The sequence below is a fragment of the Massilia aurea genome, assembly GCF_040790145.1.
In the GTDB taxonomy this organism is placed as follows: Bacteria; Pseudomonadota; Gammaproteobacteria; order Burkholderiales; family Burkholderiaceae_D; genus Telluria; species Telluria aurea_C.
On the sequence record NZ_JBFMMP010000001.1, the window covers coordinates 233,321 to 257,845 of the forward strand.

A 24,525-nucleotide genomic window follows, 5' to 3' on the forward strand; every position below is an offset into this window, starting at 1 on the left:
TGTGAAAAACGCCTCGCAAGAGGCGTTTTTTCATGGCGGCGTGGATTGGCCTGAAGAAGGGGAGTCGAGCACGAAGTGCGCTTCGTCGCTGTGCGTCGTGTCGCGCCGCCAGCCAAGCCGCGCGTAGAACCCCTCGGCCCTGGTGCCGATCCCCGTGCTCAGCGTCACGCGAGTAAAACCCAGCGAGAACAACCAGCCGGTTGCCAGCGCCAACAAGGGTCTGCCGAGTCCCTGGCCTTCGCAGCGCGGGTCGACGAACAGGGCCCAGATCGAGCCATCGCGCCGGTTCGCATAGCTGAAGGCGACGGTCGCGCCATCGACCTCCGCGACCCACCCACGGCCATCTTTCCCGAGAAAGTCTTCATACATCTGGCGCGTGACGCGCGACGGGTCGCGCAGGACGTTCTCGGTGACCGCCAGGCGAATGCGCGTCATCTGCGGTATATCCTCGAGCACTGCTTGTCGAAATACGGTGTGCATAAACTGGAAATCCAAATAAAAAAGCGCGCCCTCAGGCGCGCTTTTTACAGTCAAACCAGGCAGTGGATTACTGCACTTTGGCCTTCTTGACCAGGGTCTCGCGATAGGCTGCCAGCTGACGCTGCTGCAGGCCTTCGGTGACTTGCTGCTTGACTTCTTCCAGTGCCGGCACCTTGGCAGCGCGCACGTCTTCCAGCTTGATGACGTGGAAACCGAACTGCGATTTCACTGGCGTTTCGGTGATGGCGCCTTTTTGCAGGGCGACCATGGCTTTCGAGAACTCAGGCACGTAGGTGGCCGCGCTGGCCCAGCCCAGGTCGCCACCATTCGCTGCGCTGCCGTCTTTCGACTGCTTGGCCAGTTCGTCGAACTTGCCGCCGGCTTTCAGCTTGGCGATGATGTCCTTGGCAGTGGCTTCGGAATCGACCAGGATGTGACGCGCGTGGTATTCCTTGTCGCCAATCAGGGCCTTCTGCTTGTCGTACTCGGCCTTGATGTCGGCATCTTTCACCGGGTTTTTCTTGACGTAGTCGGCCAGCATCGCGTTGATGATGATGCTTTGACGGGCGTTGTCGATGGCCGACTTGACGTCGGCACGGGCGCCGATGTTTTGCTTGTCGGCTTCCTGGATCAATACTTCGCGGCTGATCAGGTCTTTCTTGATCGCTTCGCGCAGGTCAGGAGAGTCCGCAGCGCGGCCCTGGGCCACGACCTGCTTGACCAGCTGGTCGACCCGAGCTTGCGGGATTGCCTTGCCATTGACGGTAGCGGCGTTCTGCGCGAGGGCAGGCACGGCAACGACTGCAATCATGGCGAACAACAGGCTGGCTGGCTTCAAAATCATCGTTGAGATCCTATATAAACTCGAAAAGTATCGCCGCAGGCGACGAATGCCGGCTCGCATCATGCGCGCCGGCGACAGCACATCTTACTGCACCTTTGCCTTCTTGACCATTTGCTCCTGGAAGTCACGCAGCTTCTCTTGCGCGAGCGTTTCGGAGATTTGTGGCTTGACCTGCTCCAGTGGCGGCAACTGCGTCGCACGGGTGTCGTCCAGCTTGATCACGTGGAAACCGGCATTGGTCTTGACCGGCACGTCGGTGACCGCGCCCTTGGCAAGCTTGGTGAAGCCGGCCGAAAATTCTGGCGGCATCGTGTTCGGGGTGACCCAGTCCAGGTCGCCGCCGGTGTTGGCAGTGCCAGTGTCCTTCGACGTCTTGGCCACTTCTTCGAACTTGGCGCCGCCCTTGATCTTGGCGATGGCGGCCTTGGCGTCGGCTTCGGTGGACATCAGGATGTGGCGCACGTGGTATTCCTTGTCGCCGGTTTCAGCCTTGACCTTGTCGTAGGCGGTCTTGATCTGGGCGTCGGTCACCGGGTTCTTGGTGATGTAGTCGCGGGCCAGGGCATTGACGACGATCGACTGACGCGCGCTGTCCAGTGCTTCGCGCACTTCAGGCTTCTTGTCCCAGCCTTGCTTGACGGCTTCTTGCATCAGCACTTCGCGGGCGATCAGGTCGTTCTTGACGGCTTCGCGCAGCTGCGGCGTGTCCTGGCCCTGGTTCTGGGCAACGACCTGCTTGACGACGGCGTCGGCGCGTGCCGAAGGAATCGCCTTGCCGTTGACCACTGCGAGGTTTTGGGCAAAGGCCGGGGCCGATGCGATGGCAACGAGGGCTAACAGCAGGCGAGCAGGCTTAAAGGTCATGTGTATTCCTGTGACGGGTTTTAACTGGACGAGAGAAGTTTAGTTCTTGTACTTATCTGTTTTATTGTCGGGCAAATTTCTTAAAACTGCCTGAAAGCCGACCTTCAGGACAGCTCGGAAGGCGCGATGGCGTTGATGGCCAATGCGTGGATTTCCGCCTTGTTGATCATATCGTGAACGGCATCATACACAAGACGATGGCGCATGACCAGCTTGAGGCCCTCGAAGCGCGAGGACACGATTTTGACCGAATAATGGCTGCCGCCGGAGGCTGCACCGGCATGGCCCGCATGCAGGTGCGAGTCGTCGCTGATCTCGAGCAGGGTAGGGGTCAGCCCGGCTTCGAGCAGGGCGCGCATGCGCGGTTCGCGGTCGCTTTTATCTGGAACGTTGGTCATGCGTCTTCCTCCTTGATGTATTTGTAGAGCATCATCGTCTGGATCATGATGAAGGCAAAGAATATGGCGGTGAAGCCGAACAGCTTGAAGCTGACCCAGGCGCCGGTATCGTTATTGAAGACCACGAACGCCATCAACAAGTTCAGCAAGCCCATGCCGACAAAGAACGCCATCCAGATGTAGCCGATGCGGTTCCACAGCGGCTCGGGCAGCTTCATGTTCGGCTCCATCACCGAGCGGATCAGGTTCTTGCGGTAGAACACCTGCGCGATGAACAGACCCAGCGCGAACGCCCAGTACAGGATCGTCGGCTTCCACTTGATGAAGACCTCGTCGTGAAAATAGATCGTGGCGCCTCCGGCCACCAGGATCACGCCCAGCGTCAGCCACATCGCATTGTCGACCTTGCGCCCGCGCGCGAGCAGGTAACCCACTTGCAGCACGGTGGCGATGATGGCCACGGCGGTCGCGAGCAGGATGGCCGATTGCGACGGCGGCACGCCGCCGCCCGCGATCAATGGCCCCAGGAACTCGACGGCCATGCGATGCGCCCAGGCCTGGTTGCTGTCGCCATATTTATAGACGCCGAAGAACAGCAGGACCGGGAAAAAGTCGAACAAAAATTTCATCGTGCAACCACTCTCAGATCGGGTCGAACCGCATCGAGGCGGAGTTGATGCAATAGCGCAGGCCGGTCGGCGGCGGGCCGTCCGGGAACACGTGGCCCAGGTGGGCGTCGCACACGCCGCAGATGACCTCGGTGCGCACCATGCCGTGGGTGCGGTCGGTTTTCTCGACCACGTTGGCCGGGTCGAGCGCGCGGAAGTAGCTTGGCCAGCCGCAGCCGGAATCGAACTTGGTGTCCGATTCGAACAGCGGCGTGTTGCAGCACACGCAGCTGTAGATGCCATGCTCGTGGTGGTCCCAGAACTTGCCGGTAAAGGCCCGTTCGGTGGCCGCGTGGCGCGTCACTTCGTATTCCATCGGGTCGAGCTGGTTGCGCCATTCGGCGTCGGTCTTGACGACTTTATCGGTCATGATGTGGTGTCCTTGTCTCGGTTGATTTGATTATGAAGAGCAGCTCACTTCGAGATGCGCGGCCCAATCGGGCGGCAGCTCGGCGTAGGCAGCGTGTTCGGGTTGTTCGTCGAACGGCCGCTCGAGCACGGCCAGCAGCGTGTGCACGCCGCTGAAGTCGCCGTTCTGGGCTTGTTCGATGGCCGTCTGGGCCAGGTAGTTGCGCAGGATGTACTTGGGATTGACCAGGTTCATCGCCACGCGGCGCGCCGCATCGTCACGGTTCTCGTCCATCAGGCGCGCGCGGTAGATCGCAGCCCAGGCGTCGAACGACGCGCGGTCGATGAACAGGTCGCGCAGCGGTTCGTCGCTTGCGGGCTCGGCCACGCGCAGGTCGCCCAGCAAGCGGAAGAACAGCGTGAAGTCGGCGTGGTTCGCCTGCAGCAGCTCGATCGTGTCTTCGAACAGCTTGGCGTCGCCCTCGCGGCTTTCCAGCAAGCCGAGCTTGCCGTGCATGAGCAGATCCATCTGGCGGCCGAATTCGGGGCGATACACGGCCAGGGCTTCCTCGGCCACGTCAGGCTCGCCGATCAGGGGCAGCATAGCATTCCCCAGCGCATAGCAGTTCCAGTGGCCGACCGGCACCTGGTTGGCATACGAATAGCGCCCGCCCTGGTCGGTGTGGTTGCAGATGTGGCGCGCGTCGAACGCTTCCATGAAGCCGAACGGGCCATAGTCGAGCGTCAGGCCCAGGATCGACATATTGTCGGTGTTCATCACGCCGTGCATGAAGCCCACTGCCTGCCAGTGCGCGATCATGCGCGCGGTGCGGCGCGTGACTTCGGCCAGCAATTCCTTGTACGGATTGGCGGCGCCCTCGAACTCGGGATAGAAATTGTGAATGACGAAATCGGCAAGCGTGCGCAATTCGTCCTCGCGCCCCTGCGAGGCCCAGTGCTCGAACGAGCCGAAGCGCACGAAGGTCGGCGCCATGCGCGTCACCACGGCGGCGGTCTCGAGCGTCTCGCGGGCGATGCCTTGCGGCGAGCCGGTCAGGCACAGCGCGCGCGTGGTCGGGATGCCGAGCGCCGCCATCGCTTCGGAGCACAGAAATTCGCGGATCGACGAGCGCAGCACGGCGCGCCCGTCGCCCATGCGTGAATACGGGGTACGGCCGGCGCCCTTGAGCTGGATTTCCATCGGCCCGGTGGCCGTGGCGATGTCGCCCAGCGTGATCGCGCGGCCATCGCCCAGCTGGCCGGCCCAGACGCCGAACTGGTGGCCCGAATACACGGCGGCAATCGGCTGCGAACGTTGCGCCACCTTGTTGCCGGTGAAGACGTCGACAAAGTCGGGGCGCGCGAGATCGTCCGCGGTCAGCCCGATCAGGGCAGCGGCGGGTGCGCTGGCCGCGATGAAGTGCGGCGCAGGTAACGGCGTGGGCATCAGGCGCGTGTAAAACGCTGGCGGCAATTCGGCGAACGAATTGTTCAGTGCAAGTGCGTCGGCAGTGATGGCAGTCCCCGTGGCATTGGTCGGCAATGGAGCGATTTTACCCGACAGTGATTTTATGCGTGCTCGGGGACGCCCGCTCGCGAACGTTACATATGGTAACGCCCGATGATGCACTGCATCATCGAATTGCGTTGACGCCATGCTGCGTCGCGGATGACACTTTCCTCGTCATCAAGAACTTGCAACCAAGAGCCTGGAGGCCGAATGCATGCGTACCCCATGAGTCCCCTGCAAGGCCAGATGATGGACGAACCTTTGCTGGTCTCGGGCATCATCGAATTCGCGGCGCGCCATTACGGAGAAGGCGAAATCGTCTCGCGCCGCGTCGAGGGCGACCTGCACCGCTACACCTGGCGCGACGCGGCGGCGCGGGCCCGCCAGCTGGCCAACGCGCTTGGCAGCCTGGGCATCGGCATGGGCGACCGCGTCGCCACCCTGGCCTGGAACGGTTACCGGCACCTGGAGCTGTACTACGGCGTCTCCGGCTCCGGCGCCGTTCTGCACACGATCAATCCGCGCCTGCATCCCGAGCAGATCGCCTATATCGTGGGCCACGCCGAGGACCAGGTGCTGTTCTTCGACCTGACCTTCCTGCCGGCCATCGTGGCCATGGCGCGCCAATGCAAGACCGTCAAGGCTTACGTGGCCCTGTGCGACGGGGCAGCGCTGCCCCGCGATTCGGGCATCGACAATTTGCTGTGCTACGAAGACCTGATCGGCGCGCAATCGACCGACTATGCCTGGCCGCAGTTCGACGAACGCTCGGCCGCCAGCCTGTGCTACACGTCCGGCACCACCGGCAATCCGAAAGGCGCGCTGTATTCGCACCGTTCGACGGTCTTGCACGCGTATGCGTCAAGCATGCCCAACGCGCTCAATGTGTCGGCGCGCGACGTCGTGCTGCCGGTGGTGCCGATGTTCCATGTGAACGCCTGGGGCTTGCCGTATTCGGTGCCGCTGTCGGGCGCCAAGCTGGTGTTTCCGGGTCCGGCGCTGGACGGGCGCTCGCTGTACGACCTGTTCGAAGGCGAAGGCGTGACCTTTTCGGCGGGCGTGCCGACCGTGTGGCTGGGGCTTGTCAACCACGTGGTGGAGCATGATCTCGAATTCTCCACCTTCCGCCGCACCGTGATCGGCGGCTCGGCCTGCCCGCCGGCGCTGATGGACACGCTGATCGATCGCTGCGGCGTCGAGGTCGTGCATGCCTGGGGCATGACCGAGATGTCGCCGCTGGGCACGACCTGCACGCTCGGTAACCAGCACGCGGCGCTCACGCCCGACGCCCAGCGCCTCGTACTGCGCAAGCAGGGCCACGCCATCTATGGCGTCGACCTGAAAATCGTCGACGACGACGGCGCCGAACTGGCGTGGGATGGCGTCACCTTTGGCCACCTGCTGGTAAAGGGGCCGTGGGTCGTGTCCGGTTACTTTCGCGATGAAGGCGGCGACGTGCTGGTCGACGGCTGGTTTCCGACCGGCGACGTGGCCACGATCGACGCCGATGGCTACCTGGCAATCACCGATCGCAGCAAGGACGTGATCAAGTCGGGCGGCGAGTGGATCGGCACCATCGACCTGGAAAACGTGGCGATGGGGCACCCGGCGGTGCTGCAGGCGGCGTGCATCGGGGTCGCGCATCCCAAATGGGCCGAGCGCCCGTTGCTGGTGGTCGTGCGCCGGCCCGGCATGGACGTCACGCGCGACGCGTTGATCCGCTGGTTCGATGGCAAGGTGGCGCGCTGGTGGACGCCGGACGACGTCGTGTTCGCCGACAGCCTGCCGGTCGGCGGCACCGGCAAGGTGCAGAAGAACCGCTTGCGCGAAGCCTACGCACGGCACCGCCTGCCGACGTATTGAGGACGCCCCGCTTGACGATGCTCGCCACGATCGACCGCCATTTGATGGATGCGCGGCCACGGGCCCTTGGCGGCGTGCGCCGTGGCCTGATCGAATTTCTGTACTTCGGCATCAAGGAAGCGCGCGCCTGCGTGTTCGTGGCCGGGTTTTTCCTGGCGATCCTCGTCACGCCGCGCGCGGGCGTGCTGGGCATCCCGCGCTACGACGTGCTGCTGGTGGTCGCGGTTGCGCTGCAGGCCTGGCTCGTGTGGTCGCGCCTCGAGACGCGTGATGAGCTCAAGGCCGTGTGCCTGTTTCATGCAGTGGGCTTCGCGCTCGAAGTGTTCAAGGTGTCGGGCGCCATAGGGTCGTGGAGTTATCCGGACTTCGGCTATACCAAGGTCTGGGGCGTGCCGCTGTTTGCCGGCTTCATGTACGCGTCGGTCGGCAGCTACATCATCCAGGCCTGGCGCCTGCTCGACCTGCGCATCCGCCATCACCCGCCGTATCCGCTGGCGGCCGCCATTGCGATCCTGATCTACCTGAACTTCTTCACCCATCACTATATCGGCGACTACCGCTGGTACCTGGCCGCCTGCGCGCTGGGCCTGTACGCGCGCACCGTCGTCGTGTTTCGCCCGCTCGACCGCGACCGGCGCATGCCGCTGTTGCTCGGTTTCGTGCTGACCGGCTTCTTCATCTGGCTGGCCGAAAATATCGGCACCTTCTGGGGCGTGTGGCGCTATCCCAATCAGCTTGGCGCCTGGTCGGCGGTCCATCTGAGCAAGTGGAGCTCATGGTCGCTGCTGGTGATCATGACATTCACGATCGTGGCCAGTCTCAAGCATGTCAAGGCGACGGTGCACGTTGCCGGCCGGTAGCTGTGCGACGCGCTTTACGCCCGCCGGGTAGAGTTGTGTCACTTTTAACAATCTTCTACCACAGGAATTCCCATGCGCCTTCTTATTGCCCTCATTCTCCCTTGGCTCACGTTCTTCACGATTGGCCGTCCGGTCGCCGGCGTTATCTGCCTGATCCTGCAAATCACCCTGGTCGGCTGGCTGCCTGCCGCCATCTGGGCCGTGTACGCGCTGAGCCAGTACAAGACCGACAAGAAGATCGCCGCAGCGAGCCAGCGCGGGCAATTCTAAGCGGCCCTTGCCGCCCGAATAATACGTTCGTGCGTTTATTTGCGGTATAGTCGGCAGCGCAGTCATTTCCACTTTCAGGAGACGTAACCGACATGAGCGCCGACTATCAGGTGTACGGCAGCGTTGCCGTCATCACGCTGAACAACCCACCGGTCAATGGCCTCGGCCTGGCCACTCGCACTGCGCTTGTCGCCGGCATCCGCCAGGCCGAAGCCGACCCCACCGTCACGGCGATCGTGATCACCGGCGCCGGCAAGGCCTTTTCGGGCGGCGCCGACATCCGTGAATTCAACTCCCCCAAGGCGCTCACCGAGCCGACCCTGCATACGCTGATCGCCGTCGCCGAGGGCGCGCGCAAGCCGGTCGTGGCCGCGATCCACAGCGTGTGCATGGGCGGCGGCCTGGAGCTGGCGCTCGGTTGCCACTATCGCGTCGCCGCGCCGGGCGCCCAGATCGCCCTGCCCGAAGTCAAGCTCGGCCTGTTGCCCGGCGCCGGCGGCACGCAGCGCCTGCCGCGCGTGCTCGGCCTGGAAGCCGCCCTCGACATGATCCTCACCGGTGCGCCGGTATTGTCCGACAAACTGGCCGGTACGCCGCTGTTCGACCGCGTGTTCGACGCAGGTAGCGACCTGCTGCCGGCAGCGGTGGCCTTTGCCGAAACGATCGGTGCCATTCGCCCGCTGCCGAAGGTGCGCGAGCGCGCCGTCGTGCATCCGGACGCCGCCGGTTTCCTGGCAGCCGCGCGTGCACGTGTCGACGCGACGGCCGGCCCATTCCCGGCGCCGCGCGAGTGCGTCGAGGCGGTGGCCGCATCAGTCACTGCCGATTCGTTCGAGGCCGGCTTGCGCTTCGAGCGCGAACGCTTCATGTACCTGACCACGACGCCCGAATCGAAGGCGCTGCGCCATGCGTTCTTCGCCGAGCGCGCGGCTGGCAAGGTGCCTGGCGTCGCGCCCGACACGCGCCCGCGCCCGATCGCCAGCGCGGCGGTGGTGGGCAGCGGCACCATGGGTGCGGGCATTGCAATGAACTTCGCCAATGCCGGCATCCCCGTCACCATTCTCGAGATGAAGCAAGAAGCGCTGGACAAGGGCCTGGCCGGCATCCGCAAGGTATACGAGAGCAGTGTCGTCAAAGGCAAGCTCGCGGCCGACAAGCTCGAAGGCCGCATGGCCTTGATCACCGGCACGCTGTCCTACGACGCAGTGGCGCAGGCCGACATCGTCGTCGAAGCGGTGTTCGAAGACATGGACGTCAAGGAGCTCGTGTTTCGCGAGTTGGGGCAGGTGATGAAGCCGGGCGCGATCCTGGCGACCAATACGTCGACGCTCGACGTGAACCGCATCGCCGCGTTCACGGGCCGGCCGCAGGACGTCATCGGCCTGCATTTCTTCAGCCCCGCGCACGTGATGAAGCTGCTCGAAATCGTGCGCGGTGCGCAGACTGCGGACGACGTGCTGGTCACGGCGCTGGCGCTGGCGAAAAAACTCAAGAAGACCGGCGTGGTGTCGGGCGTGTGCGATGGCTTCATTGGCAACCGCATGCTCGAGCAGTATCTGCGCCAGGCGTATTGGCTGCTCGAAGAAGGCGCGCTGCCGGCGCAGGTCGACCGTGCCATTGAGGCGTTCGGGTTTGCCATGGGGCCGTTCAGGATGAGTGACCTGGCCGGCAATGATATCGGCTGGCATATCCACAAGCGGCGCGCGGTCGAGTCGCCGGGCTTTGTGTATTCAAAGCTGCCGGACCGCTTGTGCGAACAGGGACGGTTCGGGCAGAAGACGGGCGCCGGCTGGTATGACTACCAGGCCGGTGCGCGGGCCGCCGTGCCATCTGGCGTGGTCGATGACATGGTCCTGGCGTATGCGGGCGAGATCGGCGTTGTCCGGCGCGAGATTGCCGATACCGAGATCGTCGAGCGGCTGGTGTACGCGCTGGTCAATGAGGGCGCGAAGATCCTGGAAGAGGGCATTGCGTTGCGGGCGTCCGATATCGACATGGTATACCTGAGCGGCTATGGGTTCCCGCTGCATCGCGGTGGGCCGATGCTGTATGCCGATATGGTGGGGCTACCGGTGGTGCTGGCGCAGATCGAAGCCTTTGCGCGCACACGGCAAGGCGAGGCGTGGACGCCGGCGCCGCTGCTGGTGCAGCTGGCGGAAGAGGGCCGGCGTTTCAACGATTAGTCAGCCCCAAGACCGTCGTTCCCGCGCAGGCGGGAACCCAAGTTTTGTGCGTTGCCACAAGCGATTGCGCTAGTGGCAGCTGTGAATCCTTGGGTTCCCGCCTCCGCGGGAACGACGTATTTCAATCGTTCGCGTAAATATCGTTGTCCTTGGTCTCCCGCACAAACAGCGCCCCGATCACGAACGTGATGAGTGCGATGATGATCGGATACCACAGGCCGTAATAGATATCGCCCTTGAACGCCACCAGCGCGAACGCGGTCGTCGGCAGCAATCCGCCGAACCAGCCATTCCCGATGTGATACGGCAGCGACATCGACGTGTACCGGATCCGCGTCGGGAACATCTCCACCAGCATCGCCGCGATCGGCCCGTACACCATCGTCACGTACAGCACGAGGATGAACAGCAGAACAACCAGCATCGGCTTGTTGATCTGCGCCGGGTCGGCTTTTTCCGGATACCCCGCCGCAGCCAGCGCCCCCGTCACTTCCTTCTTGAGCGCCGTTTCGCTGGCCTTCGATGCATCGTTGAAGTTGAGGTTATCCGGCGTCATGACCGCATTGAACGAGTTGAACTCGGTCGCACCGATCTTGATGGTGGCCACCGTGCCGGCCGGCGCATCGATGCGGTTGTAGCTGACCGAGGCAGCGGTCAGCATGCGCGTGGCGATGTCGCACGACGACGGGAACTTGCGGGTGCCGGTCGCGTCGATCTGGAAGCTGCAGGTAGCCGGGTCGGCCACGACGAACACGGGCGCGGTGCGCAGCGCCGTTTCGAGCGCCGGATTGCCGTAGTGGGTGATGGCCTTGAAGATCGGGAAGTAGGTCGCCGCCGCGATCGCGCAGCCGCCCAGGATGATCCACTTGCGGCCGATCTTGTCCGACAGCGCGCCGAAGATGATGAAGAACGGCGTGGCCAGCAACAGGGCGATGGCAATCAGGATGTTCGCGGTCGGATCGGCGATCTTGAGCGTCTTGGTCAGGAAGAACAGTGCGTAGAACTGGCCGGTGTACCAGACCACGGCCTGGCCCATCGTCAGGCCGAGCAGCGCCAGCAGGGCGATCTTGGCGTTCTTCGGTTTCAAGAACGCCTCCGACAGAGGCGCTTTTGACGTCTTGCCTTCGGCCTTCATCTTGGCAAAGGCCGGCGACTCGTTCATCGACAGGCGGATCCACACCGAAATCCCCAGCAGCACGACCGAGATCAGGAACGGAATGCGCCAGCCCCAGGCCTGGAATTCCTCTTCGCCGATCAGCGTGCGGGTGCCCAGGATAACCAGCAGCGACAGGAACAGGCCGATCGTCGCCGTGGTCTGGATGAACGCCGTGAACAAGCCGCGCTTGCCGTGCGGCGCGTGCTCGGCCACGTAGGTCGCGGCGCCGCCGTATTCGCCGCCCAGCGCCAGGCCCTGCAGGATGCGCAGCGTGACGAGGATGATCGGCGCGGCGATCCCGATCTGCGCGTAACTGGGCAGGATCCCGACCAGGAAGGTGGAGGCACCCATCAGGAGGATCGTGATCAGGAAGGTGTACTTGCGGCCGATCATGTCCCCGAGGCGGCCGAACACGAGCGCGCCGAACGGGCGCACGATGAAGCCGGCGGCGAAGGCCAGCAGCGCGAAGATGAAGGTGGTGTTGGGGTCGCCGATGAAGAACTGCTTGGCGATGATGGTAGCGAGCGAGCCGTACAGGTAGAAATCGTACCACTCGAACACGGTGCCGAGCGAGGACGCGGCAATGACCTTGCGTTCTTCCTTGGTCAGGCCTGCGGTGGTGGGTGCGGGTACGGCGCCGACAGTGCTGCCGGGTGTGATGGCCATGGGTTGTCTCCGTTGTGTAGTTATGTATGTAACCGGACAGGCTGATTGTTGGTCAGCCAACAGAAATGTGCGCCCCGAAACTTACGCGAATCTTGCAAAAATCGGCGGAGTGTAAATATGTTTCGGCCTTGTCTGGTCAACCGTCATGCGCTCACGATACTGGGGGGCAAGCCGACAGCGGATTCGTTTCCGACGCCCGCCGCTACAGGTCAGATCCGGGCCAGGCACCAGCGCCCGCCGAACCCCGAAGGCGGGCACAAAGCACAACCATTGATCTTTATCAACGGCCAGAAGCTCGACCTGTCAGAACTGGTAGTGTCGGATCGGTTGGCATCGACCCTACTCTGGGGGGGCTGGAAAGCTCTGGAACACTGAACTGGCGCTATCTGGTACTTACGCAACATTTGCATGAAGCCCATGTTCCCCGGCGCCGGTTGGCACGTTCCGCCATCGGCGCTTCACCTCACCAGGAGATCCATCATGTCGAACGAAGCTTTGTATCGCGAATCTGCTGTAAACAAAATCGAACACCTTGCAGCCCGGTTTTCGCAATCGGGCAGCAAGCGCATCATGTGCTCACGAGACCCGGATGTGGCATCGATGGAAGAAGATCTGGTGGACCTCATTCCCGCCGACTTCGACGGCGTCAAACGGTTCTTCCTGCCGATTGCACCGGTTCTGCCAAAGGGTGGAACCGGTCGCTACAGCGCCTACTACGCGCAGCTTGCGCCGAACACCGTGGTGCCGATGACCGCGAACGAGTCCGAGCACTATGCCTTGAAGGTAGTGCTTATCGGGTCCATCCGCTACGACAACCGCTGGCTCACCGCCGGGGACTGGCTCTGGATTCCGGCCGGCGAGTCGTATGCGTTCACATGCGGGAATTTCGGCGCGCTCCTGCTCACGACCTTGCCCTACTGTGAAACCGACGAGCGCTACGAGTCGGTCTTCGGCAAGGTCGATGAGGCGGAGGCCTTCGTGAAGAATGGAACGGGAGGCCGCGCCACGAGCTGCAACGGGGCGATCACAAAGTCAGCAATGAAGCAACTGCGCGGCATTAGCGAACACGTGGCGGAACAGGTCGATGGCGTCGATCACTGGTTCCTGCCGTTCGCACCCTTGATGCCGTCGAACGAGTCGAAGGACGGCCGCTACTTCGCATGGATTTCCACGTTGACGCCCAATACGGTCATTCCCAGCCACTCCCACACGATGGAGAAACTGGGCGACATGAAGGTCGTCATCAGCGGGTCCATTTTCCACGACGACGAAGAGCTCACTGCGGGAGACTGGCTGTGGATTCCGGCGGGCGAAAAATACACCTTCACGGTCGGCAGCAAGGGGGCTACCACTATCTCCATGTGGCCCTGGAACTGATGCCTGGCGCTGCGCCTGAGCGCAATCCCGGACCGTGCAGTGGCAATTACGGTTCGGTTCCGTCGCATTGACGAAGTTCGGTGGGCCGATCAGCACGAGTCGTCCCACCCCACGACTCGGATTGGTCCTCCAGAATCCGGTACCGGAAAAAAATCAGCATTGGGCTGACACCCCCTATACTGAGGCCTTGACCCCACCGAACCGGAGACCGAATGATCAAGCACATCGTCATGTGGAAACTGAAGGAACAGGCCGAAGGCGCGAACCGCGCCACCAATGCCGGCGAAATGAAACGCCGGCTCGACGAATGCGCGGCGATCGTTCCCGGCATCATCACCTTCGAAGTCACCCTGGCCCAGCCAGGGCTCGAAGCGACCTACGACGTGGTGCTGTATTCGGAGTTCACCGACCGCGCTGCCCTGGCAGCCTACGTGCAGCATCCGGTGCATCAGGCCGTCGTCCCGTTCATCGGGGCGATCCGCGAGGGCCGGCAGTGCATGGACTACGAGGTCTGACTGCCATGCGCACGACGCGCGAACTGTTTTCCCTCGAAGGCAAGACCGCCATCGTCACCGGCGGCTCGCGCGGGCTCGGTCTGCAGATGGCGCAGGCGCTGGGCGAGCAGGGTGCGCGCCTCGTGATCGCCTCGCGCAAGCAGGATGAACTCGACGCCACCGTGGCGCAATTGCATGCACTCGGGATCGAGGCCACCTGCTTTGCCGGCGACCTGTCCGACCCCGTGCAGGCAAACAGCCTGGTCGAGACGGCGATCGCGCGCCTGGGTCACATCGATATCCTGATCAATAACGCCGGCGCCACCTGGGGCGCGCCCGCCGAGGATTATCCGCTCGAGGCCTGGGACAAGGTGATGAACCTGAACGTGCGCTCGGTGTTCCTGGTTTCGCAAGCCGTGGGCAAGCTGTCGATGATCCCGCGCCGCTACGGGCGCATCGTCAATATCGCGTCGATCGCGGGCCTGGCCGGCAATCCGCCCGATGCGATGCAGACGATCGCCTACAACACGTCCAAGGGCGCGGTGGTCAATTTCACGCGCACGCTGGCCGGCGAATGGGGCCGCCACGGCATCACGGTCAATGCGATCGCGCCGGGGTTCTTCCCATCGAAGATGACGCGCGGCGTGCTGGCAACCTACGGTGCCGAAGGCCTGGCTGCCGCTGCACCGTTGCGGCGCCTGGGCGACGACGAGGACCTGAAGGGTGCGGTGGTGCTGTTCGCCTCCGACGCCGGCAAGCACATTACCGGACAAATACTGGCGGTCGACGGTGGCGTGACCGCTGTCTGAACGCCCACTGAAAGGACATGACAATGGATGATTTTCAGGGCAAGGTCGCGGTCATTACCGGCGCGGCCAGCGGCATGGGGCGCGAATTCGCCACGCTGGCGGCCAGCCTGGGCATGAAACTGGTGCTGGGCGACGTGCAGCGCAAGGCGCTCGAGAAAGCGGCCGAAGAATTGATGGACGGCGGCGCCGAAGTGATCGCGATGGTGTGCGACGTGAGAAAAAGCGCGCACGTGCAGGAGTTGGCCGATTCGGCGATGGCGCGCTTCGGCGCCGTGCACCTGGTGTTCAACAATGCAGGCGTGGGCGCCGGTGGCCTGATCTGGGAAAACTCGGAAGAAGACTGGGAATGGGTGCTGGGCGTGAACCTGTACGGCGTGGTCAACGGCGTGCGCGCGTTCATCCCCGTGATGCTCGAATGCGCGGCGAAGGACCCGGCGTACCGCGGGTATGTCGTGAACACGGCGTCGATGGCAGGGCTGATCAATTCGCCCGCGCTGGGGCTGTACAATGTGTCCAAGCATGCGGTGGTGGCGTTGACCGAAACGCTGTATCACGACCTCAAGCTGGTCGACGCGCCGATCGGCACGTCGGTGCTGTGCCCGTACTTCATCCCGACCCAGATCGCGCACTCGCACAAGCACCGGCCGGACGAATTGCGCACCGACGAGATCATGACGGCGAGCCAGATGGCGGCGCAGGCGCTGACCGAGAAAGCGGTCGGCTCGGGCAAGGTGTCGGCGGCCCAGGTGGCGCAGTTGACGTTCGATGCCATTCGCGCCGAGCGGTTCTACGTGTTCTCGCATCCGCAGGCATTGAAGGCGGTGGCCGACCATGCCGACGCACTGGTGCATGGCAGGCAGCCGCCGGACCCGTATGCGGCGACGCCGCATTTGAGGGATATTCTGAAGGTGGGGTTGAAGGGGCGGCATTGATTCTATGCTGCGGGCCTGCTGGCAAGCTTGGGTTCCCGCCTCTGCGGGAACGACGTGCGAAGGTTGTCGATTCACGGGACGTCAGCTTTAATCCCCAGCCTGAAAACCGTCGTTCCCGCGGAGGCGGGAACCCAAGTCTTGAGCGCACCCACAAAACAACCTTAGACCACGAACTGCTCCCCAGGCACCACCACCCGCTCGTGCAGTTCCGGCGCCGCATTCCGATACAGCTTGACCACCGTCGACGTGCGCGTGCCGTATTCCGCCGACTCGATGCACACCGACGACAGCATCCGCTCCACCTCGAGCGGCACGCCGGTTTCCGGCAAGCGCAGGTCCGGCGCGCGCGTCGTATCGGCCAGCATTTCAAAGTACGCATCTTCCGGCGCGCCCTGGCACAGCAGGCTCGCGAACTGCGCTTTTGTACGCAGCACCTTCGGCCACGGCGCGTCGAGCAAGCCATTCGAAATGCCGTAGATCCGCCCGCGCTCGAGCGGCTGGCCGTTGCGCGGGTCTTGCTGCCCGCGATTCGAATACCAGTACAGCGCCTCGCCATCGCCCAGCACCAGGTTGTAGCCGTTGTACCGGTCCGGCTGCGCCGCCAGCGCCGCGATGTAGTCGGCCGCATCGATGTCGCCGGCCAGGAAGTCGGCCACCAGCGCGCCGCGCGACGGCGCATCGAGCTGGCGCTCGCTCGGACTGCGGATATTGGTCAGGGCCGCAAAGCGCGGGCCGTTGGCGCCCGTGAGCGACACGCCCATCCAGCTGCCGCCGCCACGCAGATCGCGCCCGGCGATCACGTGCGGCTGCTCGGGCCACGGCGCCGCGGGCAGGGCGGGGCGGTCATAGAATTCGTCGCGGTTGGCCGCGGCGATGACGGGCACGCCGGGAACGACGTGCCATGCGAAGACGATCAGGCACATGGCGGCAGGTCCGTAAATACTTCGGCGCGGCGGGGGCCGGCAAGAAGGGGTTCGAGGCCCGCATCCAGCACGGCGCGGGCCAGCGCGGCGTCAAAACCTGCCGGCACGGCCGGATAGACTTCCATCCAGGTCTGCAGCCCGTCGGCATTGCCGGGACGGCGCTTGAGCTGCACGCTCACGCCTTCGCTGGCCGCCAGTTGCGCCTGCATCGCGCGCACCAGCGGGGCCAGTTGCGCGGTGTCGGCGTCGCGCACCTTGTAGTAGACGTACAGGTCGACCATGATCAGTCGTCGAGCGCGTCGAGGCTGTACGGCATCGGCAGGAACGTCACGCGTGCGCCGCTGGCCGAGCCAAGATGCACGGCGTCGTTCAACTGGGCCAGCTTGATTTCGACCAGCGCATCCGCGCCGCCAATCCCGTTGGGCGCAACGTTCACGACCATGCCGCACGGCTGGCTCGGGTCGAGCGTCGAGAACACTTCGTCGCCGGACCGCGCATTGGCGTCGTCGATCCGCGCGAGCGCCGCGCGGCGTTTGATCTTGCCAAGGTACTTGGTGCGCGCGACGATTTCCTGGCCCGGATAGCAGCCTTTCTTGAAATTGACGCCGCCGAGCAGCTCGAGATTGATCATTTGCGGCACGAACTGTTCTTGCGTGGCGGGGCCCACCTGCGGCTCGGCCGCATGGATCGACGCCAGCTGCCAGGCCTGGTCGCCGCCGACGGCCAGCTGGGTACCCAGCGCAGCCAGCACGGCGTTCGCGGTGTCAGGCGACGTGAGCCACAGATAGCGCGGCGCGCCAAACGCATCGTTCAGGCGCAGCACGGTGCCGAACGCGCCATCGGTTTTGGTCATTGGCGTGGTCGGGAGCGTCGGCACGATCTGGCCCAGCGCGGCTTGCGCCTTGGCGCCGCCGAGGCCCAGCACCGTGGCGAACGGCGCCGCATCGGTCGCGTCGACCAGCCTGGCTTTGGACCGCATGACAAACATCGACAGCCGTTTTTGCAGCGGCGCCTGGATCGTGCGCGGCAGTTGCAGGTAGACGGCGTCAAGGTCGCGCCACATCAGGAAGCTCGCCTGCAGGCGGCCCTTCGGCGTGCAAAAGCCGGCGAAGCGCACGTCGCCGGGCGTCAGGTGTTCGACGTCGTTGGTCAGTTGCGTGTGCAGGAACTTGGCGGCGTCGTCACCGCTCACCGCGATGAGGCCCTGGTCGCGCACGGTCGCGACGAAGCCGGCAGCGACATCGTCGATCGTCAGCTGCGGGCCGGTCTCTACGGCCTGCGCAGCTTCGTCAATACGGCCGGGGGCAGGCACTGGCAACGGCGCGTTCGGGATGTCTGTCTGGTTAGTCATGAAAATCCGCTTATATTTAGGCAATTAGGCTTTATCATTACGGCCTCATTATAGAGTTGTGTGGAAAATCGCGCCGGGCGCGGTCCATTTCGCACAGCGACCCGCGCAAACCCATGGCACTGATAAAAAAATTACTCGTTACCGGCGTCATCGTTTCGGTTGCCGCCGCCAGCGGCTTCGCCTGGTGGACCAAGCAGGCGCTGCCCGTTCCCGCCACACCGATTGAATTCACCATCAACCCCGGCAGCGGCGTGGCCGCGAGCGCGCAGCAGATGGCTGCTGCCGGCGTGCCCGTCAACCCGGCGCTGTTCGCGCTGCTGGCGCGCCTGACTGGCGACGCCGGCCGCATCAAGGCCGGCAGTTATGAGCTCAAACCCGGCGCGACGCCGCGCAGCCTGCTGACCCAACTGGTGCGCGGCGAATTCGCGCAAGAGGCCGTGACGATCATCGAAGGCTGGAGCTTCAGGCAGATGCGCCAGGCGATCAGCAGCCACACGCGCCTGAAACACGATACCGTCAAGCTGACCGACGCCGAACTGATGGCGAAGATCTCGACCGAGTACAAAGATCCGGAAGGCCTGTTCTTCCCCGACACGTATCTGTTCGCGAAGGGCTCGTCCGAGATCGAGATCTACCGCCGCGCGCACCAGGCGATGCTCGAGCACCTGAACGCCGCCTGGGAAAAGCGCAACAAGGAACTGCCATACAAGACGCCGTACGAAGCGCTGATCATGGCCTCGATCGTCGAGAAAGAGACGGGGCAAAAGAGCGAGCGCACGATGATCGCCGGCGTGTTCGTCAACCGCCTGCGCACCGGCATGCTGCTGCAGACCGATCCGACGGTCATCTACGGCATGGGCGATGCATTCGTCGGCAAGATCGGCAAGAAGGACCTGCTGACCGACACGCCGTACAATACCTACACGCGCGGCGGCTTGCCGCCGACGCCGATTTCGCTGCCGGGCCTGCAGTCGCTGCACGCGGCGCTCGAGCCGGCCGAGACGCCGGCGCTGTATTTCGTCTCGCGCGGCGACGGCACCAGCCAGTTCTCCAATAATCTGCCGGACCATAACCGCGCCGTGAATCGCTACCAGCGCGGGATCACCACTCAATGACAGAAGGTCGTTTCATGCAGGGCAAATTCATCACCTTCGAAGGCATCGACGGCGCCGGAAAATCGACCCATATCGGTTTCGTCACCGATTTCCTCGCCACGCGGGGCAAGACCGTCGTGGCCTCGCGCGAGCCGGGCGGCACGGCGCTGGGCGAAAAGCTGCGCGACGTGCTGCTGCACGAGAAAATGCATCTTGAGACCGAGGCGCTGTTGATGTTCGCCAGCCGCCGCGAGCACATCGCCCAGGTGATCGCGCCGAACCTGGCGCAAGGCCACTGGGTGCTGTCGGACCGGTTTACCGATGCCAGTTTTGCTTACCAGAGCGGTGGCCGGGGCCTGGAGCGCGACAAGATGGAAGCGCTCGAGGCGTGGGTGCATCCAGCGTTGCAGCCCGACCTGACGCTGCTGTTCGACGTGCCACTGGAGGTTGCACGCGAACGGCTGGACGCCTCGCGCACGCTCGACAAATTCGAGCGTGAGCAGGCCGATTTCTTTGCCAGGTGCCGCGCCGAATATCTGCGCCGCGCGGCGCAGTTCCCGCAGCGCTTCGCGATTGTGGATTCGACGCGCAGCATCGTCGACATCCAGGCCGAATTGACCAATGTACTGGAGCGGCTGCTGTGACGATGTACCCATGGCAGGGCGCCGCCTGGACGCAACTGCAAGCGCTGCGCGCGCGCCTGCCGCACGCGATCCTGTTCCATGGCCCTGCCGGCACCGGCAAGGCCGACTTCATCGAGGCGTTTGCCCAGTCGCTGCTGTGCGAGAACGCGCGGCCCGATGGCCACGCGTGCGGCGCCTGCGCATCGTGCGGCTGGTTCGCCCAGCACAACCATCCCGATTACCGCCGCGTGCGGCCCGAAGCGCTCGAAGACGAGCCGGGCGCGGGCGATGGCGAGGGCGAGGGCGACGGCGAGCGTAAATCGAAGTCGACCAAGGCGCCGTCGAAAGAGATCAAGATCGAGCAGATCCGGGCATTGGCCGACTTCATGAATATCTCGACCCACCGCCAGGGATTGCGGGTGGTCGTGCTGTATCCGGCCGAGGCCTTGAACACGCCGGCCTCGAACGCACTGCTCAAGACGCTCGAGGAACCGCCGCCTGGCACGGTGTTCTTGCTGTCGTCGAACAGCCTGGACCGGCTGCTGCCGACGATCCTGTCGCGCTGCCGCAAGTTCGCGCTGCCGATGCCATCGCATGACGACGCGCTGGCCTGGCTCAAGGCGCAAAGCGTGCCGGACGCCGACAGCTGGCTGCGCGAGCAGGGCGGCGCCCCACTGGCGGCACTGGCTGAATCGGCGCACGGCAGCCGCGAAGAACTCGACGTGCTGCTGAACTTCCTGGCGCGGCCGGCGCCCGATGCAGCGCTGCGCGCGGCCGACAAGCTGGCCAAGGCCGAGCTGCCGGCACTGGTCGCCTGGACCCAGCGCTGGCTGTACGATGTGTTTTCGTATAAATTGTCGGGCAATATCCGGTACTATCCGCGCTACCAGAAAGACCTGGCGGCGCTGGCGGGCCGGGCGCAGACAGGCAACCTGCTGCGTGCGATCAAGGCCATGAACGAGCGGCGCGCCGTGGCAGATCATCCGCTGTCGGCAAAATTATTTGTCGAGGACATGTTGCTTGAGTACACTACCTGCTGTACATGAGAGGACCACGATGAGCGCCAATCCGCCCGATGCAAACGCAGCCCAGGCCCCGCGGCCATCCGTGCTGTCATTGGCGATCAAGGAGAAAGCGGCGTTGTACGCGGCCTACATGCCATTTTTGCGCAACGGCGGCATGTTCGTCCCGACCAGCAAGCCGTATCACATCGGTGACGAGATCTACCTGATCCTGGCGCTGATGGACGACCCGAACAAATACCCGATCGCCGGCACCGTCGCCTGGATCACGCCGACCGGCGCCAACAACAACAAGGCGCAAGGCATCGGCGTGCATTTCCCGGCCGACGAATCGGGCCAGCGCGCGCGCCAGCGCATCGAAGAAATCCTCGGCGCCGCGCTGCGCTCGTCGCGCGCGACGCATACGCTTTGATACCCGTGTTGTAATCCTCCCTGTAACCCAATTCAATCTGCTGCATGCCTTCCTACGTCCATCGCCTGGCCCGACGCGACGACCTGCCGGTCATCGTCGATATCTATAATTCCACGATCGCCTCGCGCGACGTGACGGCCGATACCGAACCGGTGTCGGTGCAGTCGCGCGAAGCCTGGTTCAATGAGCACACGCCCGACCGGCGCCCGCTGTGGGTGATCCACGAAGCGGCCGATACGAGCGAGAACCCGGCGGTGATCGGCTGGTTGTCGTACTCGAACTTCTATGGCCGGCCGGCGTATTCGGGCACGGCGGAGGTGTCGATCTATATTGCCGAGGCGGCGCGTGGCCGTGGCCTGGGGCGCTACTGCCTTGAACTGGCGATCGCGTTCGCGCCCGAAGTCAAGGTTCATACTCTGCTGGGCTTCATCTTCGGCCACAATGCGCCAAGCCTGGCGCTGTTCGGCAAGTTCGGCTTCGAGACCTGGGCCAACTTCCCGCGCGTGGCGAACCTCGATGGCATCGAGCGCGACCTGATCATCCTGGGCAAGCGCGTCGCCTAGGCGCATCGCGCAAGCGCGTCGCCCAGGCGCATGGCCTGAAGCGCCGGGGCGCCCGTGCTGCGGCCTGGCGCCTCGCGTACAATGGCGGGATGTTTATCGATTCCCACTGCCATATCAATTTCCCGGAACTGGCCGCCCGCATGCCCGAGGTGCTGGCCAAGATGGCCGAGAACCAGGTCACGCATGCCTTGTGCGTATCGGTCGACCTGCCGGACTTTCCGCAAGTGCTCGCGCTGGCCGAGCAGTATCCGCATATCTTCGCATCGGTCGGCGTCCATCCCGATTACGAAGACACGCCTGAACCGACCGTGCAGCAGCTGGTCGAGCTGGCCGACCATCCGAAGATCGTCGCCATCGGCGAGACGGGCCTGGACTATTACCGTCTCAAGGGCGATCTCGAATGGCAGCGCGAGCGTTTTCGGGTGCACATCCGGGCGTCGCGCGAGACCCGCAAACCGTTGATCATCCACACGCGTGCGGCCAGCGAAGACACGATCCGCCTGATGAAGGAAGAGGGCGCCGGCACCGAAGCCGGTGGCGTGGCGGGCGTGATGCATTGCTTCACCGAGTCGCTGGACGTCGCGCAGGCCGCGATGGAACAGGGCTTTTATATTTCGTTCTCCGGTATCGTCACCTTCAAGAGCGCCAAGGATTTGCAGGCGGTTGCGCTGGCCGTGCCGCTCGAGCGCATGCTGATCGAGACCGATTCGCCGTATCTGGCGCCGGTGCCGTTTCGCGGGCGCATGAACGAGCCGGGATATGTGGCGCACGTGGCCGAGTACATCGCCACGCTCAAGGGCGTGTCGCTGCGCGATGTGGCGGCGCAGACGAGCGAGAATTTTTTCAATCTGTTCCAGACAGCCAGGAGCTGACGCCATGCCGATTTCCCGTTCGATGACACGCCTGTGCGTTGGTGGCCTTGCCGGCCTGCTGGCTGCGGCGTGCTGTCATGCCGGCGCGGCCCAGCCGCCAACCGAAAAGCAGGTGTCGTCGTTCTTCCGCGCCGTGCAGATGGATGACGCGAGCACGGTGCGCAAGATGGTCGGCACGGTCGTCAACGCCAACGAACTCAATCCGCTGGGCGGCGAGCCGGCGCTGGTGCTGGCGATCCGGGAAGGCGCGAAAGAGGTCGTGCAGGATTTGCTGGCGCATCCGGGCACCGACCTGGAACGCAAGGCGGTCAACGGCAATACGGCGCTGATGATGGCGGCGTTCAAACGCGACGGCGACACCACGCGCGCGCTGCTGGACAAGGGCGCCAGGGTCAATCAGGCCGGGTGGACCGCGCTGCATTACGCGGCCGCCAGCGGCGACGACAAGATCGCGCAATTGCTGATCGCGCGCGGCGCGCAGGTCGATGCGTTGTCGCCGCGCGCAACCGGAGCCGTGACGCCGCTGATGATGGCGGCGCGAGAAGGGCAGGATGCGATGGTACGGCTGCTGCTGGCCAAGGGGGCGAAGCCGGGGCTGAAGAACACCGAGGGGTTCACTGCGGCGCAACTGGCGAAGCAGGCTGGGCACGACAAGCTGTCCGAGCTACTCGGCGGCCGCTAATCTGGCGAGGGCATTGGCTTAGTTTGAATTGGGCGTAAAATCCCCCTCATCTCGGCAGATTGCGCTCAAGCAATGGTATCCATAATAGTCGTACGGTCCCACACCACAGGACGACGAGGATAATCATGCTGAACGAACGCGAAATCGAAAGCTGCTACCTGGGGCAGTTCATTCCAGTCCACTACCATCACAATATGCTGATGGACCAGAACCGGATGCACAGCTTCAAGTCCGCCATCCACTACTCGGTCTTCCCTGGCGCCAAGGTGCTGGAACTGGGCGGCGGCACCGGCGTGCTGTCGTTCTTCGCGGCGCAGAAAGCGTCGAAAGTCTATTGCGTCGAATACAACCCGGACATGGTGCGTGAAGCGCGCCGCTTCCTGGGCATGAATCCGAACGGTCACAAGGTTGAAGTCGTGCACGCCGATGCCTTCGACTACCTGCCGCCGGAGCCGGTCGACGTCGTGATCTGCGAGATGATCCACGTCGGCATGCTGCGCGAAAAGCAGGTCGAAGTGATCGAATCGTTCAAGCGCCGCTACCTCGCCAAATTCGGCGGCCCGCTGCCGCTGTTCATGCCGGAAGCCGTGATCATGGCGGTCCAGCCGCTCCAGCAAGAATACGACTTCGACGGCTTCTACGCCCCGATCGTCCAGTTCCAGGAAACGGGCGTCGTGCAGCCGGGCACCGTCGAACTGTCGCAGCCGGCCGTCTACAGCATCATCGACTTCGGCCAACCGGTCGACAGCCTGATCGCCTGGGAAGGTTCTGTCCTGGTCGAAAAGTCCGGCACGCTGAACGCGATGCGCTTCGTGACCAAAAACGTGCTGGCGATCGTGCAGGAACACGCAACGACGATCGACTGGCTGAACCACTACATGACGCTGCCGCTGTACACCCCGGTGACGGTCAAGGCCGGCGACTTGCTGCGCCTGTCGTTCGCCTACCGCGCCGGCGGCTCGATCCCCTCGCTGCAAGCCTCGATCAAAGCCGAGGTTGTCACCCACGACGCCACCGAACAAATCCCCGAATTCGCCTGATCCAATTGGGGTCGGAGTCGAATTGTTTGACAACTTCAGTAAATCAGTTGCTCAACAATTCTACTCTGACCCCAATTGTTGGGTAATTGAGCTTTGAATAGATAGGGTCAGTGTCGAATTGTTTGACAACTTCAGTAAATAAGTTGCTCGATAATTCGACGCTGACCCTATTTGTTTGGATTTGGCTTCGCGGTAATTGTTCAGGGCCGCTTATCGGGGGA

27 protein-coding genes are annotated in these 24,525 nt (G+C 63.7%); 16 read left to right on the plus strand and 11 right to left on the minus strand.

What is annotated here, in order from left to right; all coding sequences use genetic code 11:
• Window positions 1–30: 30 nt before the first annotated feature.
• The 7 genes from AB2N08_RS00985 to AB2N08_RS01015 form a co-directional block, all read right to left on the minus strand.
• On the minus strand, window positions 31–435 hold the full coding sequence (locus tag AB2N08_RS00985) for a GNAT family N-acetyltransferase (protein ID WP_367608760.1): 405 nt from the start codon (window positions 433–435) through the stop codon (window positions 31–33).
• Window positions 436–547: 112 nt separating this feature from the next.
• Complete coding sequence (locus AB2N08_RS00990) at window positions 548–1,324, minus strand: peptidylprolyl isomerase (protein WP_367608761.1); 777 nt, start codon at window positions 1,322–1,324, stop codon at window positions 548–550.
• An 84-nt stretch (window positions 1,325–1,408) separates the two neighbouring features.
• Window positions 1,409–2,188 carry a peptidylprolyl isomerase gene (locus AB2N08_RS00995; RefSeq protein ID WP_367608762.1) on the minus strand — a complete coding sequence of 260 codons (780 nt, stop codon included), beginning with the start codon at window positions 2,186–2,188 and terminating at the stop codon, window positions 1,409–1,411.
• Window positions 2,189–2,292: 104 nt separating this feature from the next.
• Window positions 2,293–2,586, minus strand: a complete 294-nt coding sequence (locus AB2N08_RS01000; protein ID WP_367608763.1) for a BolA family protein — start codon at window positions 2,584–2,586, stop codon at window positions 2,293–2,295.
• The gene (locus AB2N08_RS01005; RefSeq protein WP_367608764.1) at window positions 2,583–3,215 is read right to left on the minus strand and encodes a septation protein A; all 633 of its coding nucleotides are present in this window, start codon (window positions 3,213–3,215) and stop codon (window positions 2,583–2,585) included. Before AB2N08_RS01005 ends, AB2N08_RS01000 begins: the two co-directional genes overlap by 4 nt.
• A 13-nt stretch (window positions 3,216–3,228) precedes the next feature.
• Complete coding sequence (gene msrB / locus AB2N08_RS01010; protein WP_367608765.1) at window positions 3,229–3,624, minus strand: peptide-methionine (R)-S-oxide reductase MsrB; 396 nt, start codon at window positions 3,622–3,624, stop codon at window positions 3,229–3,231.
• Between the two features lie 30 nt (window positions 3,625–3,654).
• Window positions 3,655–5,145: a YdiU family protein gene (locus AB2N08_RS01015; protein WP_367608766.1), complete on the minus strand. Its 1,491-nt coding sequence runs from the start codon at window positions 5,143–5,145 to the stop codon at window positions 3,655–3,657.
• A gap of 177 nt (window positions 5,146–5,322) precedes the next feature.
• Here AB2N08_RS01015 and AB2N08_RS01020 point away from each other — a divergent pair, with 177 nt between their 5' ends.
• The 4 genes from AB2N08_RS01020 (at window position 5,323) to AB2N08_RS01035 (ending at window position 10,288) form a co-directional block, all read left to right on the plus strand.
• Window positions 5,323–6,975 carry a 3-(methylthio)propionyl-CoA ligase gene (locus AB2N08_RS01020; RefSeq protein ID WP_367608767.1) on the plus strand — a complete coding sequence of 551 codons (1,653 nt, stop codon included), beginning with the start codon at window positions 5,323–5,325 and terminating at the stop codon, window positions 6,973–6,975.
• A 17-nt stretch (window positions 6,976–6,992) separates the two neighbouring features.
• Entirely contained in the window at window positions 6,993–7,835 is an 843-nt protein-coding gene (locus AB2N08_RS01025) for a DUF817 domain-containing protein (RefSeq protein WP_367609429.1), read from the plus strand.
• A 72-nt stretch (window positions 7,836–7,907) separates the two neighbouring features.
• Window positions 7,908–8,105 (plus strand): YqaE/Pmp3 family membrane protein, encoded by a 198-nt coding sequence (locus AB2N08_RS01030; RefSeq protein WP_367608768.1) that lies wholly within the window; start codon window positions 7,908–7,910, stop codon window positions 8,103–8,105.
• Between the two features lie 92 nt (window positions 8,106–8,197).
• Window positions 8,198–10,288, plus strand: a complete 2,091-nt coding sequence (locus AB2N08_RS01035) for a 3-hydroxyacyl-CoA dehydrogenase NAD-binding domain-containing protein (RefSeq protein WP_367608769.1) — start codon at window positions 8,198–8,200, stop codon at window positions 10,286–10,288.
• Window positions 10,289–10,409: 121 nt separating this feature from the next.
• Here the strand turns inward: AB2N08_RS01035 and AB2N08_RS01040 are convergent, their stop codons facing one another.
• On the minus strand, window positions 10,410–12,110 hold the full coding sequence (locus tag AB2N08_RS01040) for an MFS transporter (RefSeq protein WP_367608770.1): 1,701 nt from the start codon (window positions 12,108–12,110) through the stop codon (window positions 10,410–10,412).
• Between the two features lie 480 nt (window positions 12,111–12,590).
• Here AB2N08_RS01040 and AB2N08_RS01045 point away from each other — a divergent pair, with 480 nt between their 5' ends.
• The 4 genes from AB2N08_RS01045 to AB2N08_RS01060 all read left to right on the plus strand — a co-directional run bounded on the left by AB2N08_RS01045 (window position 12,591) and on the right by AB2N08_RS01060 (window position 15,722).
• Window positions 12,591–13,487: a hypothetical protein gene (locus AB2N08_RS01045; protein WP_367608771.1), complete on the plus strand. Its 897-nt coding sequence runs from the start codon at window positions 12,591–12,593 to the stop codon at window positions 13,485–13,487.
• 212 nt (window positions 13,488–13,699) lie between these two features.
• On the plus strand, window positions 13,700–14,002 hold the full coding sequence (locus AB2N08_RS01050) for a Dabb family protein (RefSeq protein WP_367608772.1): 303 nt from the start codon (window positions 13,700–13,702) through the stop codon (window positions 14,000–14,002).
• A gap of 5 nt (window positions 14,003–14,007) precedes the next feature.
• Window positions 14,008–14,790 (plus strand): SDR family oxidoreductase, encoded by a 783-nt coding sequence (locus AB2N08_RS01055; RefSeq protein WP_367608773.1) that lies wholly within the window; start codon window positions 14,008–14,010, stop codon window positions 14,788–14,790.
• 23 nt (window positions 14,791–14,813) lie between these two features.
• Entirely contained in the window at window positions 14,814–15,722 is a 909-nt protein-coding gene (locus AB2N08_RS01060; protein WP_367608774.1) for an SDR family oxidoreductase, read from the plus strand.
• A 161-nt stretch (window positions 15,723–15,883) separates the two neighbouring features.
• Here the strand turns inward: AB2N08_RS01060 and AB2N08_RS01065 are convergent, their stop codons facing one another.
• Genes AB2N08_RS01065 through ygfZ form a run of 3 tightly spaced genes read right to left on the minus strand, consistent with a single transcriptional unit; the run spans window position 15,884 to window position 17,996 of the window.
• Complete coding sequence (locus tag AB2N08_RS01065; RefSeq protein ID WP_367608775.1) at window positions 15,884–16,645, minus strand: NRDE family protein; 762 nt, start codon at window positions 16,643–16,645, stop codon at window positions 15,884–15,886.
• Window positions 16,636–16,926 (minus strand): DUF4936 family protein, encoded by a 291-nt coding sequence (locus tag AB2N08_RS01070; RefSeq protein WP_367608776.1) that lies wholly within the window; start codon window positions 16,924–16,926, stop codon window positions 16,636–16,638. The genes AB2N08_RS01065 and AB2N08_RS01070 overlap by 10 nt, the downstream gene beginning before the upstream one ends.
• Window positions 16,927–16,928: 2 nt before the next feature.
• Complete coding sequence (gene ygfZ, locus AB2N08_RS01075; protein ID WP_367608777.1) at window positions 16,929–17,996, minus strand: CAF17-like 4Fe-4S cluster assembly/insertion protein YgfZ; 1,068 nt, start codon at window positions 17,994–17,996, stop codon at window positions 16,929–16,931.
• A gap of 113 nt (window positions 17,997–18,109) precedes the next feature.
• On the opposite strand from ygfZ, the gene mltG reads away from it, so the two are divergent.
• From mltG to AB2N08_RS01115, 8 genes are all read left to right on the plus strand, one after another.
• Window positions 18,110–19,111, plus strand: coding sequence for an endolytic transglycosylase MltG (gene mltG / locus AB2N08_RS01080; RefSeq protein WP_367608778.1), 1,002 nt, complete (start codon window positions 18,110–18,112; stop codon window positions 19,109–19,111).
• Window positions 19,108–19,734 carry a dTMP kinase gene (tmk, locus tag AB2N08_RS01085; protein ID WP_367608779.1) on the plus strand — a complete coding sequence of 209 codons (627 nt, stop codon included), beginning with the start codon at window positions 19,108–19,110 and terminating at the stop codon, window positions 19,732–19,734. The genes mltG and tmk overlap by 4 nt, the downstream gene beginning before the upstream one ends.
• Window positions 19,735–19,736: 2 nt before the next feature.
• Window positions 19,737–20,759, plus strand: a complete 1,023-nt coding sequence (locus AB2N08_RS01090; protein ID WP_367609430.1) for a DNA polymerase III subunit delta' — start codon at window positions 19,737–19,739, stop codon at window positions 20,757–20,759.
• Between the two features lie 10 nt (window positions 20,760–20,769).
• On the plus strand, window positions 20,770–21,147 hold the full coding sequence (locus AB2N08_RS01095) for a PilZ domain-containing protein (RefSeq protein WP_367608780.1): 378 nt from the start codon (window positions 20,770–20,772) through the stop codon (window positions 21,145–21,147).
• A gap of 44 nt (window positions 21,148–21,191) precedes the next feature.
• The gene (locus AB2N08_RS01100) at window positions 21,192–21,710 is read left to right on the plus strand and encodes a GNAT family N-acetyltransferase (protein WP_367608781.1); all 519 of its coding nucleotides are present in this window, start codon (window positions 21,192–21,194) and stop codon (window positions 21,708–21,710) included.
• An 89-nt stretch (window positions 21,711–21,799) separates the two neighbouring features.
• Entirely contained in the window at window positions 21,800–22,582 is a 783-nt protein-coding gene (locus AB2N08_RS01105; protein ID WP_367608782.1) for a TatD family hydrolase, read from the plus strand.
• 4 nt (window positions 22,583–22,586) lie between these two features.
• Window positions 22,587–23,264, plus strand: coding sequence for an ankyrin repeat domain-containing protein (locus AB2N08_RS01110; protein ID WP_367608783.1), 678 nt, complete (start codon window positions 22,587–22,589; stop codon window positions 23,262–23,264).
• A gap of 125 nt (window positions 23,265–23,389) precedes the next feature.
• Window positions 23,390–24,304 carry a methyltransferase domain-containing protein gene (locus AB2N08_RS01115; RefSeq protein ID WP_367608784.1) on the plus strand — a complete coding sequence of 305 codons (915 nt, stop codon included), beginning with the start codon at window positions 23,390–23,392 and terminating at the stop codon, window positions 24,302–24,304.
• Window positions 24,305–24,525 lie beyond the last annotated feature (221 nt).